Raw genomic sequence first — 14,499 nt, 5'->3', positions numbered from 1 at the left:
GGCGCGAACGGGAAAACAGTTTTGACCCTCCCTGTTCGCGATGCACGTCAGCCCGCCGATGTCCCACTTTAACTGCAGCGGAACGTTTCCGGAAGGACGCGCTGGTCCTCGGCGCAAATGCATTGCATAGATCCAACTTTCACCGGGATGGGTTGGTCGGCGTTCCCGGGTGGGGAGCCGATCGCCATGTATCCGGTCGATCGGCCCGTACCGGAACCATGGCGCGTCCCGTCGAGGCTCCTCCCCCGAGAACAACCGGCTATTACCCTTGTCTTAAGATTCTTACTATAACCTTAGATTTGCGGTATGCTGCTGCGGCATGGGTCACAACACGAACCGTGTGGGCTCGGCTGCCCATAAGCGCGCGGTGGGCGAGCACGCCGTTGTGCTGGGCGCCGGGATCGCGGGACTGCTTGCCGCGCGGGTACTTTCGGAGTTCTACGACTCAGTTAGCGTGGTCGAGCGCGACCAGGCTCCCGGTCATCCCACCCACCGCAAGGGCGTCCCGCAAGGCCGTCACGTGCACATGTTCCTCAGCCGTGGCACGCAAGTGCTCGCCGAACTGTTTCCCGGCCTGATCGACGAGCTGGGCGCGGCCGGTGCGGTCATTATCAACGACGGGGACCTGTCGCGGTTTTATGTGCGTACCGGTCATTACGAGCTCCAACGCTCGGGTACGTTGACTGATCCCACCGCGGTGACGTTATGCCTGGCCAGTCGCCCGTTCGTGGAGTCCCACCTGCATCGGCGCGTCGCGGCTCTACCCAACGTGGCGCTTCTGGACGGCCACGAGGTGATCGAGCCGGTTGTCGAGGCCCAAGCGGTCATCGGTGTGCGAATCGTGCACCGCGACAACGGCGCGCCCACCGACCTGTCCGCCGCTCTGGTCGTCGACGCCATGGGAAGGTCCGCCCGAACGCCAGCCTTTTTGGAGGCCATGGGCTACGGGCGGCCACCCGAGACACGCTCCACCGCAACGCTGGGCTATTCCAGCCAGCTGCTGGGCATCCCTTACGGATGCATCGACAAACAGATGGTCGTGTTCAACCTCGGGGGTGGCGGCAAGCCTGGTGGCCTCCTGCTGGCCTGCGAGAACGACACCTGGATGTTCGCGGTTGGGCGCACGATCGACACCGGCGGAGCGCCACCCGATTTCACCACAATGCTCGAGCTGGCCGCCCGCGCATTGCCCCCGGACATCATGGCCGGACTGCGCCAGGCGCACCCACCTTCCGCAACCCCGCGGCGGTGTGGCGACGCTACGACCAGATGCCGAGATTCCCCAGCGGGCTGCTCGTCATCGGCGATGCGCTGTGCAGCCCCAATCCCGTGTACGGGCAAGGCATGACGATGGCGGCACAACAAGCGCTCGCACTGCAAGACTGTCTAAGTCGTGGCGACGCCGACTTGGCCCCCCGCTTCTTTCACAGGACAGCACGCGACATCGGGCCGACATGGGCGATGAACGAGGCCAACGACCGAGCCCCGTCGCCCGCCCGCAAACCTTCCCTGCGCCGCCGGCTGCGCGGCCGGTTCGTCGAGGCGATGCTGAACGCTGCCGGTCACGACACCGTCGTAACCGAACGGCTGCTGCGGGTCACTCACCTCCTCGATCCCCCGGAGCGGCTGCAGGACCCCGCATTGCTACTCCGCGTCGTTCGGACGAACCTGCGGCGGCGGCTTGGCCGTGCGCAGCAGCACTATCGGCGCGAACGGCTGCGGGAGGCATCCCGATGAACGGCGCCCAGCCGGCCGACGAGAGTGCCATCCGCACGCTGATCGTTCAGCAGGTAAACGGTTGGGTCGACGGCGATCCCGAGGCCTACGCCGGCGTCTTTACCGAGGATGCGGATTACGTCACGTTCCTGGGCACCTACCACAAGGGCCGCGACGCGATCGCGGCATCGTACGTGCCGCTGTTTCGTAAGCTCCTCAAGGGAACGCGCCTGCAGATCGACGTCAGCCAAATCCGGTTTCTCACGCCCGACGTCGCCCTGATCCAGGCACATGCGACGGTGGCGAAGAAGACGCGACCACGCAGTCGGCGCAATACTCGAGTGAACACCAGTGTCGCCGTGCGGACTGAGGGCCGCTGGCTACTTGCGTCCTCGCACAACACCACGCATCGCCGGTTCGCCGAAACCCTTATGGCAAAATTCTTTTCCTGAAGGGCGCCGCCATCCGTCGCTGTCCGACTATCCTTCTGTGGTCGTGAGGATACGAATGGCGACTCCGGAGGACGCAGGCGCCATCGCTGATATCTATCTGCCGTACGTGCGCGACACGGCGATCTCCTTCGAGACGGTGCCGCCAGGCGTCCAGGAGATGCGGTCGAGGATAACCAGCACGCTTGCCGTCCTGCCCTGGCTGGTCGTCACGGATGGCGAAGGCGTCAAGGGATATGCCTATGCGCACCCGCACCGGGCGCGGGATGCCTACCGGTGGTGCGTCGATGTGTCGCTGTATCTGGACGCATCGATTCACGGCCGAGGGCATGGCCGCCGAATCTACACGGCACTGCTCAATCTGCTTGCCGCACAGGGCTACATCAATGCCTATGCGGGGATTACGCTTCCCAATCCCTCCAGCGTCGGTTTGCACGAGGCATCAGGCTTCACCCCCGTCGGCGTCTTTACCAGCGTGGGCTTCAAGCAGAAAAGATGGTGGGATGTCGGCTGGTGGCATCGCCGGCTGGCCGACCTGTCCCAGTCCCCGGAGGAGCCCAAGCCTTGGGCCCAGCTGGCCGAGCACACCGTGAATTCCGCGCTCGAGACGAAAGCCCCCTAGAGGTCTGAGGAGAGTTCACCATCCATGACCGCATTGCTCTGGGACCAGCACACCTGTCTGCCGCTCAACACCGAAACCGGAATCGATCCGTTGACTCGTTACCAATACGCCGGTGGCACTTTGGTTTCGGTCAACGCGGGATATTCACCGCACAGCTTCAGCGACGCGGTGGCGCTCCTGCACCACTATCGCGCCGCGGTCGACGCACACGCCGCCCTGGAACTGACGGCCACCATCGCTGAGGTCGACGCGGCGACGCGGGCCGGGCGCATCGCGGTGGTCTTTGACCTGGAAGACTCACACCCACTTGACGATGATCTCGAGAATGTGCGCACTCTGGCGAACCTCGGAGTACGCACCCTGTTGCCGACCTACAACAACGCCAACCGCGCGGGCAGCGGGTGCCTCGACCGCAAAGATGGCGGCCTCACCGCCTGGGGCCGTGCGGTCGTTGCCGAACTGAACTCCGTCGGCATCGTTCCCGACGGATCCCACTGCAGCGCGCGCACCGGCCTCGACATGTGCGAGGCATCCACCGGCCCGGTCGTTTACAGCCATTCCTGCATGCGTGCGCTGTGGGAACATCCCCGGAACATCACCGATGACCAGGCGCGGGCCTGCGCGCAGACGGGCGGTGTCATCGGCATCACCGGCGTCGGCATCTTCCTCGGACCCAACACGCCCACGCTGGAAGTGATGACACGCCACCTGGAATACGCCGTCGAGCTCGTCGGCGTCGAGCACGTCGGCGTCAGCACCGACTTCTGTTTCGACGCCGCCGATTTCATCGACGAGCTGCGGCGCAACCCCCACCTGTTCGACGACAGCTACACGCGCTGGGGCCCGATCCAGTGGATGCCGCCGGAAACCTTTGTGACGCTCGGCGAACACCTGCGAGCCAAGGGATGGAACAGCCGCGACATCCGAGCGGTGCTCGGCGGAAACTTCTATCGGGTGGCCCAACGAGCCTGGCGCACCTGAATACGCCACCGGGAGAAGCAATTCACGGGAGATCGACCTTGCTGGCCAGCCATCGGCCGTCCACCTTTTCCATGGTCATCTTCACCCTGCTGCGGTCCAGCTGAGGTGTCGGTGAGGCCCCATTGCTCACCGACTGATCGACAAACAGCACAACGACCACCTTGTCCTCGGTCGCCGACTGGACCGCGGCGTCAACCACGCTGCCGTGCGCCGCCGCTTTGTTATCGATGAGCGTTTGGCGCAGCTGCGCACTGGATTTGGTGTACATGTCTTTGAACTCGCCGGTCGACCCATCGAGAACCTCGGTGAAATTCTTATCGATCGCGTTGGTGTCGACGCTGGTCAGTGCGAGGATGTATTTCTTTGCCGCGGTGAGTGCTTGGGCCGCGGCGACCTCCTTCTGGTGATGCTGGAACAGCAACCAGCCCTCGTATCCGGCGCCGGCGAGTACGGCGGCCAAGATTGTCGCGGCGGCCCACCGGGCAACGTCGGCCCGCCGGTCATTTCGTGTGTTCGGCCGCGGATCGTCGTCCGCATCGGGGGTGTCCTCGTCCTCGCCGTGGTCGCCGGCCTCGGCGGGCTGCACCGCTTCTGCGGTCGACTCAGTCGCCTCCCCCGCGTCGGCCGGTGGCTGGGTCACGGCAGCTTCCGCGACCTCCGGGGCCTCTGCGCCTTCTGTGCCTTCTGCGGCGATGCGGAAGCGATTCACGAACCACGTCCGTGGGGTGGCGACCGTTCGCAGCGATGCTCGGAAATTCATCAGTTGCATGCACCGGAGTCGCGCAGCGCATTCGCCCAGCCGGTGGCCGAGACGATATTCGCGTGGGTGACGCCCGACGGATCCTTTCTCTTGATGCTGTCGCTGATCCGCGACAACTGAAATGTCAAGTGGGTCATCGATTCCCCGCCGTATATCGGCGAATAGGGGCCGAAATTGTCGGGTTCGTTGGTGATGATCAGTGGCTTCACCCGCTTGCCCAGAAAGGCCGTCGACCGGTCGATATTGGTGACAACGGCATTGGCGTTCCGCTGCACCCCACCGGCCGCGTAGTCGTCGTGCTGGTCACCGAGGTATCGGTTGAAGTCGTTGATCTGGCCCATCAATGGATCGAATTGGGACGTGAACCATTGGCAGGAGTCGGACATTGCGCCGATCATCTCGGGTGTCACCCGAGAGGTGAACGTGTTGTACGGCCAGATGTCGAAGTTCGGTGACCAATCGCTGGGCGCCGGCGTGAACGCCGGTAGCGGCGGGGGAGGCTGACCCGGATCGGCGCAGGCCGGGCCCGAGAGCGCGATGGCGGCGGCGAGCGCCGGTCCGGCACACGCGATGCCGCCAGCCGTCCGTCGCAACCTCGCCAGAATCATCCGCGCCTTCCCAGGAACACGATAACCCGAGACCACCGAACACCGAACCATCCGCTCTATCTACAAACCGTCATTAACATCGGCGCCTCGAAAGGCGATCTTCTCGTGAAGTCACCGGCGCGTCAAGGGTGCGATACCAGGCGAATACGGCAAATGACCACGGGTCATTACCGTGTTGGGCTGGTGCCTCGACCGCTGACTCTGCACAAAGTGCAAAGTGAGATCTTCCACATAGTCTGAGTAGCGGTTAACATAGCCGCCCGTGGGGGCACACCGGAAGTTCACCGATGAACACACATACCTACGAGTGGGCGCGCTGAGGCGCATCCGGCGATGACGGCCCAGGACGACCGCCCGCTCACCGAAGACCGGGCGCCCGACAGCGTGGCCACTATTCAGGACTGGTCCGCGGGCTACGTCGTACGACACCCTCTTGCCTCACTCAACACACTCGGTGAGCAGTACATCCTTGCGGTGCGCACGGTCGAGTACTGCATGGTCGACCTGTTCACCGGCCGCTTCCAATGGGCGGAGTTCGTGCGGCAGGGCGCGTTCATGGCGGCAACGGCGGTGCTGCCCACCGTCCTGGTGGCGCTGCCGATCGGGGTGACCCTGTCCATCCAGTTCGCGCTGCTGGCCAATCAGGTCGGTGCCACCTCGCTCGCCGGCGCCGCCAGCGGGCTCGCCGTCATCCGTCAGGCCGCCTCGCTGGTGGCCGCGGTGCTGATGGCGTCGGCCGTCGGGTCCGCCATCACCGCTGATCTCGGTTCTCGGACCATGCGCGAAGAAACCGACGCGATGGAGGTGATGGGGGTCTCGGTGATCCGCCGTCTGGTCGTACCTCGGTTCGCCGCCGCGATCATGGTCGGGGTCGCCCTGACCGGAATCACCTGTTTCGTCGGCTTTTTAGCCAGCTACCTGTTCAATGTGTACTTCCAGCGGGGCGCGCCGGGAAGTTTCGTGGCGACGTTTTCGTCGTTCGCCACCACCGAGGACATGATCGTCGCGCTGCTCAAGGCGGTGATCTATGGCGCCATCGTCGCGGTAATCGCCTGCCAAAAAGGGCTTTTCACCAAGGGCGGCCCGGCGGGCGTGGCCAACTCCGTGAACGCGGCTGTGGTGGAATCGATTTTGGTGCTGATGATCGTCAACGTCGGAATCAGCCAGTTGTACAACACACTGTTTCCCAGGACGGGGCTGTGAAATGACGGCCTCCGCATACGTTCCCGGGCTGGCACGACCGATCATCGGTGCGTACCGGGCCGCGGCCGCGCCGACGATGCGGCTGGGGCACATGCTGGTCTTCTTCGTGCGGGCCGTGGTCGCGGTACCGATTGTCCTGCGGCAATACCGCGCGGAATTCCAGCGGCTGCTGTCGAACATCGCCTGGGGCAACGGGTCGATCGTAGTCGGCGGCGGCACCGCCGGCGTCGCGGTGGTGCTCGGCTTCACTGCGGGCGCACTGGTGGCCGTGGAGGGATACAACTTCCTCAACCTGCTCGGATTGGGCCCCGCGACCGGCATCATCTCGTCACTGGTCAACACCCGCGAACTGGCGCCCATCATGGCCTCCCTGGCGTTCGCGATGCAGGCCGGCTGCCGATTCACCGCGCAGCTCGGCGCCATGCGCATCGCCGAAGAGATCGACGCCCTGGAATCCCTGGCGATACGCCCGATCCCGTTCCTGGTCACGACGAGGCTCATGGCCTCCATCATCGCCGTAATCCCCCTCTACATAGCCTGTCTCGCGGTCACCTACCTCACGTGCCAGGTCGTCGCCAACGTCATCAGTGGCGGATCCATCGGCCCGTACCTGCACTACTTCACCATGATGCTCAGCGCCAAAGACATCGCGTACTCGGTGCTCAAGTGCGTTGTCTTCGTGTGGCTTTCCTCCACCGTGCAGTGCTACTACGGGTTCTACGCCGCAGGCGGGCCCGAGGGTGTGGGCGTAGCGGCCGGGCACGCCATGCGGGCGAGCATCACGGTCGTGATCATGGTCAATATGTTGCTGACGATGGCGCTGTGGAGCATCGACGCCGGCGCGAGATTTGGTGGCTGAATGGCAAACTCGCTAGATTTCGACGGGCGGGGACCCACCGACCAACAGCTGGTGGCCCTGGGGGCGGCGGTGCTGCTGATCGCGGGTCTGATCACGGGGAGCCTCCTGTTGAAGTCCACCGGACGGCTCAACGATTACATCCGCGTGGTCGCTGAGCTGACAAACGTGGGGGATGGGCTACCGGCGCGCTCCGACGTCAAATATCACGGGCTGCTCGTCGGCGCCGTCGACAATGTCGTCCCCGCGGCCTACGGCAAGCCGAATTACGTGCACATCAACCTCAAACCCGAATACGCCAAGGACATTCCGAACGCGGTGACCGCGAGGGTGGTGCCCAGCAACGTGTTCGCGGTCTCGTCGGTGCAACTCATCGACGGCGGCCCGAGCCCGAGTATCCGCAACGGGACGCGCATCCCCGAGGACCTGCAGCTTTCGACGGTGATCTTCCAGACCACGATCAGCAAGCTGCGCGACATCCTCGCCGCGACCGGCCGGGGCCGCGAAGACCACAGCGTCGGAATCCTGGCCGCCGTCGCGGCCGCCACCAATAACCGGCGCGGCGCACTGCTCACCGCCGGTGCGCAGATGACCCGGGTGCTCGATGAGCTCAACGCCATCGTGGCCACCGACCCCGGCCCATCGACCGTCTCCGCGCTGCTGGACGCCACTCGCGGCCTGCAGTCCACAGCGCCCGACCTCGTCGACGTCTTGCATGATGCGGTCAAGCCGATGCAGACCCTGGCCGAAAAGCGCGAGGCGTTCCGGTCGTTGCTCACCGGCTCGCACCACACCTTCGGAGTGAACCGGCAAGCGTTCGACAACCACACCGACCAACTGATCGAAATGAGTCAGAACCTCACACCCGCCCTCGGCGTCTTCGCTTTGAACAGCGACAAATTCGTCCCCATCTTCACCCGACTGAACCGGTTGTCCGACAAGTTCTTTGACGAGGTGTGGGATCCGGAGATGGACACCGGAAACATGCGCGTCAATCTGGCGCTGACGCCGACCTATACCTACACCCGCGCCGATTGCCCGCGCTACGGCCAGTTGCTGGGCCCGAGTTGCTTCACGGCCCCGACGATCGCGGTGCGCCCCGACCTTCCCGAGGTGTTGCTGCCGCAGAACTACCACGCGCCCGCGGATTTGGCGCCGCCCCCGGGCACGCAGTTGGGACCCGACGGCAACCTCGCCGCGGTGGGCCCGCCGCTACTGAACCCCAACCCCAGCCTGGAAGACCCCAACCCGCCGTTGCCGTGGTGGCCATGGCAGGTCGGCCCGACGCCGCGAGTCCCGGGGACCGCCGATCCCGACGATGCGCCGCCGCCACCGGTGCCGGGACCGCCTCCCCCGAGTCCGGCACCCCCCGGTGCGGCGGCGCCCGCGGCCTACGGCGGCAACGGCGGCCCCGTCGGTAGCCAACACGAACGCGACCAGCTCGGGGTGATCACCGGCCAGGGCCGTCCCGCGTCGGTGGCGACGCAACTGCTCCTGGGGCCGGTGGCGCGCGGTACGGCGGTCTCCCTACAGCCTCAGCAACCCCAACCCCAGCCGGCGGCGGGTGAACCGAAATGAAGGTACGCGGACCGCTGATCGGGCTGTCGCTGTTCATGGCGATCGCCATCGCCGTGACGTGGATGGTCTACGCCACCCTGCGGCGCGATGTGGCCGGGCCGACCACGCCGTACGCGGCGATGTTCACCGACGTGTACGGATTACGGATCGGCGACGACGTCCGTATGGCCGGCGTGCGGGTGGGCCGTGTCGAAAACATCGAACTGGCGGGGAAGCTGGCGAAGGTCTCGTTCATCGTCGAGAACAACCAGCACCTGTACGGCAACACCGTGGCATCGGTGACCTACCAAAACATCATCGGACAGCGCTATCTGGGCTTGTCGCTGGGCGAGACCGGCAGCAGGGGAATGCTTTCGGCTAAAAGCGTGATACCCGTGCAGCAGACGGACCCCTCCTTCGACGTCGGCAAGCTGCTCAACGGATTCGAGCCCTTGTTCACCCTGCTGAATCCCAAAGACGCCGATGACCTGACCAAGGGGGTTCTGCAGTCGTTGCAAGGTGATCAGGCGTCCATTCCGCTGCTGGTGCAGCAGACGTCGACGATCACCCGGACGCTGTCGGCGCGCGACCGGTCGCTGGGCGACCTCATCAGCAATCTCACCAAAGTCACCGACACCGTCGCGCGCCAAAACGACGACCTCGACCACGCACTCGATCAAACCCGTTCCGCGGTGGCCAATTTCGATGACCGTCGCCCGGAGTTGCAGGACTCGGTGGGTTCGATCGCCCGGGTGACCCGTCGCCTCGCGGCGATCGCCGACGACGTCGACCCGTCGTTGAACCAGCTGATCACCCGGGAGCCGGGATTCAGCAAGCACCTGGCCGGAATCGAACCCCAGCTGGCCTTCACCGGTGACAACCTGCCCCTGTTGCTCAAAGGCTTCGCGCGGGCCATCGGTGAGGGCACCTACGGCAACGCCTACGCCTGCGACCTGAACGCGACGGGCTTTTTCCCCGGACTCAACGACATCACCACGTTCATCGTCAACGCGGCGACGCCCGGAAACGCGTACCCGATCACCACGAAGAACCTGGGATGGCACACCCCGCGATGCAGGAACATGGCCAATGGGTGACGCACTGAAACCCCGATGGCTGCAGCGGCGACCGCTCGAGTCGTACAACAGGACCTGGCTCGGGCTGGCCGGGCTGGTGGTGGTCGCGGTTCTTGTCGCGGTGTCGCTCGGAATCAAGCTTCTCGGCGTCGGTTACACCCATTACATCGCCGAATTCCTGCAAGCCGCCACGCTGCGGCCCGGAAGCCCCATCACGATCGCCGGCATCGAGGTCGGGCACGTCACCAGCATGAAACTCGACGGCGATCACGTCGAAGCCGGATTGAGCGTGCGTGACAACGTCTCGCTCGGCAAGGACACGCGGGCGGTCATCAAGGTGATGACCATCCTCGGGTCGCGCTACCTCGAGTTGGTGCCCGACGGCCCGGGCGCCCTTCCGGCCAACACGATCACTCTGTCCCACACCGCGGTGCCCTACGACCTGCAGTCTCTACTCGAAGACGCCACCACCACCTTCGAACAGGTCGACTCCGACCAATTCGCGCAGTCGCTCGCCGTGCTGGGCAAGCAACTCGGCGGGGTGCCGCCGCTGATCCCGCAGGCCGTCGCGAATCTGCAGACGCTGTCGACGATCACCGCCGACCGTCGCGGGCAGCTCGGCACGCTGCTGAAAAGCACACAGCGAGTGGTCAATACGCTGCGGCGCCAGCAGACCAACATCGGACATCTGATGGACCAGGGTCAGGACCTGCTCGGCCATCTGGTGGCCCGCCAGGCCACCTTCCACGCCATGTTCGCGGCGCTGACCGAGCTCGTCGATCAGCTCGACAAGGTCGTCGTCACCAACCGGCCCATGCTTGACGAATTGTTCGCCAACCTGCACGACCTGACGAACATGATCGGCCAGCACGACGACTTGGTGCGCAACATTCTGCAGGTCGCCCCGGTGACGCTGCGGGGTTTGACCAACGCCACCGGCTACGGACCGGTCGTCGAATTCAACCTCCCCAACGGGCTCGCCATCGACTCGTGGATGTGCGCCATCAGTGGCCGCGCAAAGGAATTCAAGATGATCCAGTACTTCAAGGACTGCAAATGATTTCCGATAGGCGCAAGCTCATCGCCGTTACCGTCGCGGCAGCGGCGGCGGCCGCTGTCACCATCGGCGTGGTCGGCCACTATGTCAAGGCGCGCCTCGACACCATGACGGTGACCGCTCAATTCGACAGCGCCGCAGGTCTTTACGAAGGCAATGTGGTCGCGGTGCTCGGTATGCCGGTGGGGAAGGTCAGCAAGGTCACGTCCAAAGGTAGCTACGTCGAGGCCGAGCTGACGGTGGACAGGAAAGTCAAGATTCCCGCCGCGGCCCGCGCGGTCACCATCACCACCTCGATACTCACCGACCGGCAGGTCGAACTGACGCCGCCGTACCGCAGCGGCCCGGTGCTCAAGAACCACGACACCATCGGGCTGACCAGGACCAAGACCCCCGTGGCATTCGACCGCGTGCTCGACATGCTCGACAAAGTCTCCAAATCGCTCAAGGGCGACGGGAAAGGCGGCGGCCCGGTCGCCGACCTCAGCGGCGCGGCGGTCGCCATCACCGACGGAAACGGCAAGAAGATCCTGGCCGCCCTCGACGAACTTTCCAAGGCGCTGCGACTCAGCTCCGAGCGGGGCATCACCACCCGCGAGCAATTGACCACCATCATCACCGACCTCAGCTCGATCACCGAGGCCGCCGCGCGCAACGACTCCAAGGTGCGCGAGTTCGGTTCCACCACACGCCAGCTCAGCCAGATCCTGGCCGACGAGAAGTTCGGTACCGGCGCCACCGGGCGCACCATCAACCGCATCCTCGAAGAAGTCACCACACTGATCGAGAACAATCGGGACAACCTCAAGCAGGCCGTCCGCAATGGGGACACCGTCGCCAAGACGGTCGTCGATGACCAGCGCAACGTTGCCGAATTGCTCGATGTGCTCCCGCTGACGCTGGAAAACCTGTACAACACCGTCGATCAGAACAATGGCGCGCTCCGCGTGCATGGCCTGCTCGACAAGGCGCTCACCGACAGTCAGTCCGCGAAAGAACTCTGCAACCTGATGCACCTGCGCCAATTGGGTTGCAGCACGGGCACACTGCAGGATTACGGCCCCGACTTCGGTCTGACCTACATTCTCGACGGTCTCTCGGCGATGGGGCAGTAGCGATGAACTGGCGCAAACACAAGGCATTGGCGGTGGCGCTGAGCGCGATCATGGTCAGTTCGGGCTGCGCCACCAACGGGCTGGCCAGCTTGCCGCTGCCGGCGCCGGGAATCGGCGGCGGGGGATATCTGCTCAACGCGGTGTTCTCCAACGCCCTGAATCTGCCCGCCCACGCGAAGGTCAAACTCGCCGGCGCCGATGTCGGACAACTCGAATCGATGGTTGCGCGCAACTACACCGCGGTGACCACCCTGCGCATCATGGACGGTGTCCGCGTCCCCGTCGGCAGCACCGCGGAGCTACGGTCCGCGACACCGCTGGGCGATGTGTTCGTCGCCATCAAGCCACCGACCCCGATGGACCCGACTGCGCCGCTGCTCAGGGGCGGCGAAACCATCGGGCTGCCGGCCACCCGCGCCGCCGCCACCGTGGAGAGCGTGCTGAGTTCGGCCGCGCTGCTCGTCAACGGTGGTGCGGTGCGCAACTTCACCAACATCGTCAACGGCGCAGGCAAGGCAACCGGCGATCAGGGACGTGCGTTCGGTGACCTGATCAACCGGACCAATCTGTTGCTGGGCAAGCTCAATGCCCGCTCGGAACAGATCGACGTGGCGGTGACCGAGACGGCGGGCCTGGCCGACCGGCTGGATGAGAAGAACCAAGCGATCACCGAGGTGTTGCAGGCGGTCGGGCCGGCGACGAACGTGTTGTCCGGCAACGCCGATGAAATCAGTGACGTAGTCGACGAACTCGGTGCCACGACCCGCCAGCTTTCCAAGTTCCCGTCCATCGCCGGCACCGACAAGACAGGCCGCAGCGTCATCAAGGACGCCAACACCATCGCCGGCGCATGGAACGACGTCGTGTTGAGCCCCGACACCAGTCTTGCCGGGCTGAACCGGCTGATCCCGCCCTTCGTGAAAACGACCTCCAGCGATGCGATTTCGGTGCGTGGAAGCTTCGATCGCCTGGTCATGGGATCGCGGCCCGGTACCGGCGCCGAGACAGGGGGGTTCAAGGGGGATCCGGCATTCCACGGGCCCATGCGCCGCGACTGGAACTACATGATCGGCTCGATCAAGTACGTGTTGTGGCGGCTGCAGGAACGCGTCGTGGGTCGCGGGCCGCAAACGCCGATGGGCCAAAGTCCGTGGACGCCAAGCGGTCCTCCCCTCCCGCAGCCGCCGGGCGGAGAGGCACCCGCGGATCCCATGACCCCGGAGCCACCGCGGTGATCGACGCCATCGCCCGATTCATCGTCGGCGCGGTCAGGACCGGGCACCGGCAACGGGCGTGGCTGTCCGGCATCGCCCTGGGCCTCACGCTCGTGGTCGGGCTGGCCTACCTGACGATCGGTGCCCTGCGCGTCAACCCGCTGGACTCCACCTATCAGGTCACGATCCGGCTGCCTGACTCCGGCGGGCTGCTGGCCAACCAGGACGTGTCCGTCCGGGGGATCCGGGTCGGGCGAATCCAGTCGCTGCGGCCCACGCCGACGGGGATCGAGGTGCTCGCGAACATCAACGCGAATACCAAGATTCCGGCCGCCAGCCCGGTGCGGGTGTCCGGCCTGTCGCCCGCGGGCGAGCAGTACATCGATTTCGAGCCCACCTCCAACAGCGGTCCGTTCCTGGCGAACGGCAGCGTGATCGGCCCGCAGCGCACCACGACTCCCATCCCGCTGTCCCAGGTCCTCGCCGACGCGGACGGAATGCTTGCCCAAACCGACCCGAAGAAGCTCGAAATCGTCAAGCGGGAACTGAGTTTGAGCAAGGAGGGCCCGCAAAAGCTCACCGACATCATCGACGGTTCGACGTTCCTGCTCTCGACAATGGACCCGGTGCTGCCGCAAACGGTCAGCCTGCTCAAGACCAGCCGCGTGGTCTTGACTACGCTCTCCGACAAGAATGCCGGGCTCGCGGTCGCATCGCGCAATGTCGGCGACCTCATGACCGGCGTGAACAAGATGGACCGCGGCTACCGCACATTCGTCGACCAGACGCCGCACGCGATGTCTTCGGTGGATAACCTGTTCGACGACAACTCCGACACCATGGTCGGCCTGCTGGCCAACCTTGTGACCACCGCTCGGATCATCTATGTCCGGGTTCCGGCTTTGAACGCGGTCTTTCCGAACTATCGTGGGTCCACGCTCGAGGCCCTGATGACCACCATGCACGAGCACGGGTTGTGGGCGACCGCCGACATCTACCCGCGCTACACCTGTGACTACGGCACGCCGCGGCGGCCGTCGTCGTCGGCGGACTATCCCGAACCGTTCCTGTACACCTACTGCCGCGACGACGACCCCCAGGTGTTGATCCGCGGTGCGAAGAATGCGCCGCGTCCGGGCGGCGACGACACGGCGGGGCCTCCCGCCGGCGCCGACCTCGGCCAAACCGCCGACCCAACACCTAAGGGGCGGTTCACCATTCCGACGCCCTACGGCGGACCGGTACTGCCGATCGAGCCACCTCACTGAACCCACCGACATCCCGG

15 protein-coding genes are annotated in these 14,499 nt (G+C 65.0%); 13 read left to right on the top strand and 2 right to left on the bottom strand.

All coding sequences use genetic code 11. The features are described 5' to 3' along the window. Positions 1–319: 319 nt before the first annotated feature. Genes A5775_RS20230 through A5775_RS20215 form a run of 5 tightly spaced genes read left to right on the top strand, consistent with a single transcriptional unit; the run spans position 320 to position 3,768 of the window. Positions 320–1,348: an NAD(P)/FAD-dependent oxidoreductase gene (locus A5775_RS20230; protein ID WP_231995228.1), complete on the top strand. Its 1,029-nt coding sequence runs from the start codon at positions 320–322 to the stop codon at positions 1,346–1,348. Further along, a complete protein-coding gene (locus tag A5775_RS25915) occupies positions 1,345–1,737 on the top strand; it encodes a hypothetical protein (RefSeq protein ID WP_231995227.1) in 393 nt (130 codons plus the stop codon). Before A5775_RS20230 ends, A5775_RS25915 begins: the two co-directional genes overlap by 4 nt. Continuing rightward, positions 1,734–2,168 carry an SgcJ/EcaC family oxidoreductase gene (locus A5775_RS20225; RefSeq protein WP_067256302.1) on the top strand — a complete coding sequence of 145 codons (435 nt, stop codon included), beginning with the start codon at positions 1,734–1,736 and terminating at the stop codon, positions 2,166–2,168. Before A5775_RS25915 ends, A5775_RS20225 begins: the two co-directional genes overlap by 4 nt. 55 nt (positions 2,169–2,223) lie before the next feature. Further along, positions 2,224–2,787: an arsinothricin resistance N-acetyltransferase ArsN1 family B gene (locus A5775_RS20220; RefSeq protein WP_067256300.1), complete on the top strand. Its 564-nt coding sequence runs from the start codon at positions 2,224–2,226 to the stop codon at positions 2,785–2,787. Between the two features lie 24 nt (positions 2,788–2,811). Beyond that, entirely contained in the window at positions 2,812–3,768 is a 957-nt protein-coding gene (locus A5775_RS20215; protein ID WP_067256298.1) for a dipeptidase, read from the top strand. 22 nt (positions 3,769–3,790) lie between these two features. Here A5775_RS20215 and A5775_RS20210 read toward each other — a convergent pair whose 3' ends face one another. Both A5775_RS20210 and A5775_RS20205 read right to left on the bottom strand, forming a co-directional pair. After that, complete coding sequence (locus A5775_RS20210; protein WP_067256295.1) at positions 3,791–4,537, bottom strand: Mce protein; 747 nt, start codon at positions 4,535–4,537, stop codon at positions 3,791–3,793. Next, on the bottom strand, positions 4,528–5,136 hold the full coding sequence (locus tag A5775_RS20205) for a hypothetical protein (protein WP_067256293.1): 609 nt from the start codon (positions 5,134–5,136) through the stop codon (positions 4,528–4,530). The genes A5775_RS20210 and A5775_RS20205 overlap by 10 nt, the downstream gene beginning before the upstream one ends. Before the next feature lie 333 nt (positions 5,137–5,469). Between A5775_RS20205 and A5775_RS20200 the strand changes: the two genes are divergently transcribed. Genes A5775_RS20200 through A5775_RS20165 form a run of 8 tightly spaced genes read left to right on the top strand, consistent with a single transcriptional unit; the run spans position 5,470 to position 14,482 of the window. Further along, positions 5,470–6,339 carry an ABC transporter permease gene (locus A5775_RS20200; RefSeq protein WP_067256291.1) on the top strand — a complete coding sequence of 290 codons (870 nt, stop codon included), beginning with the start codon at positions 5,470–5,472 and terminating at the stop codon, positions 6,337–6,339. 1 nt (position 6,340) lies between these two features. Then, positions 6,341–7,198 (top strand): ABC transporter permease, encoded by an 858-nt coding sequence (locus A5775_RS20195; protein WP_067256289.1) that lies wholly within the window; start codon positions 6,341–6,343, stop codon positions 7,196–7,198. Further along, a complete protein-coding gene (locus A5775_RS20190; RefSeq protein WP_067256286.1) occupies positions 7,199–8,773 on the top strand; it encodes an MlaD family protein in 1,575 nt (524 codons plus the stop codon). After that, positions 8,770–9,849, top strand: coding sequence for an MlaD family protein (locus A5775_RS20185; protein ID WP_067256284.1), 1,080 nt, complete (start codon positions 8,770–8,772; stop codon positions 9,847–9,849). The genes A5775_RS20190 and A5775_RS20185 overlap by 4 nt, the downstream gene beginning before the upstream one ends. After that, entirely contained in the window at positions 9,842–10,888 is a 1,047-nt protein-coding gene (locus tag A5775_RS20180; RefSeq protein ID WP_067256281.1) for an MCE family protein, read from the top strand. The genes A5775_RS20185 and A5775_RS20180 overlap by 8 nt, the downstream gene beginning before the upstream one ends. Further along, complete coding sequence (locus A5775_RS20175) at positions 10,885–12,000, top strand: MCE family protein (RefSeq protein WP_067256279.1); 1,116 nt, start codon at positions 10,885–10,887, stop codon at positions 11,998–12,000. Before A5775_RS20180 ends, A5775_RS20175 begins: the two co-directional genes overlap by 4 nt. 2 nt (positions 12,001–12,002) lie before the next feature. After that, complete coding sequence (locus A5775_RS20170; RefSeq protein WP_067256277.1) at positions 12,003–13,235, top strand: MlaD family protein; 1,233 nt, start codon at positions 12,003–12,005, stop codon at positions 13,233–13,235. Next, entirely contained in the window at positions 13,232–14,482 is a 1,251-nt protein-coding gene (locus A5775_RS20165; RefSeq protein ID WP_067256274.1) for an MlaD family protein, read from the top strand. Before A5775_RS20170 ends, A5775_RS20165 begins: the two co-directional genes overlap by 4 nt. Positions 14,483–14,499 lie beyond the last annotated feature (17 nt).

The organism is Mycobacterium sp. 852002-10029_SCH5224772, from assembly GCF_001667315.1.
Lineage (GTDB): Bacteria > Actinomycetota > Actinomycetes > Mycobacteriales > Mycobacteriaceae > Mycobacterium.
The sequence above is the reverse complement of the archived record's forward strand: the minus strand, read 5'-3'. Positions and strand labels throughout refer to the sequence as shown.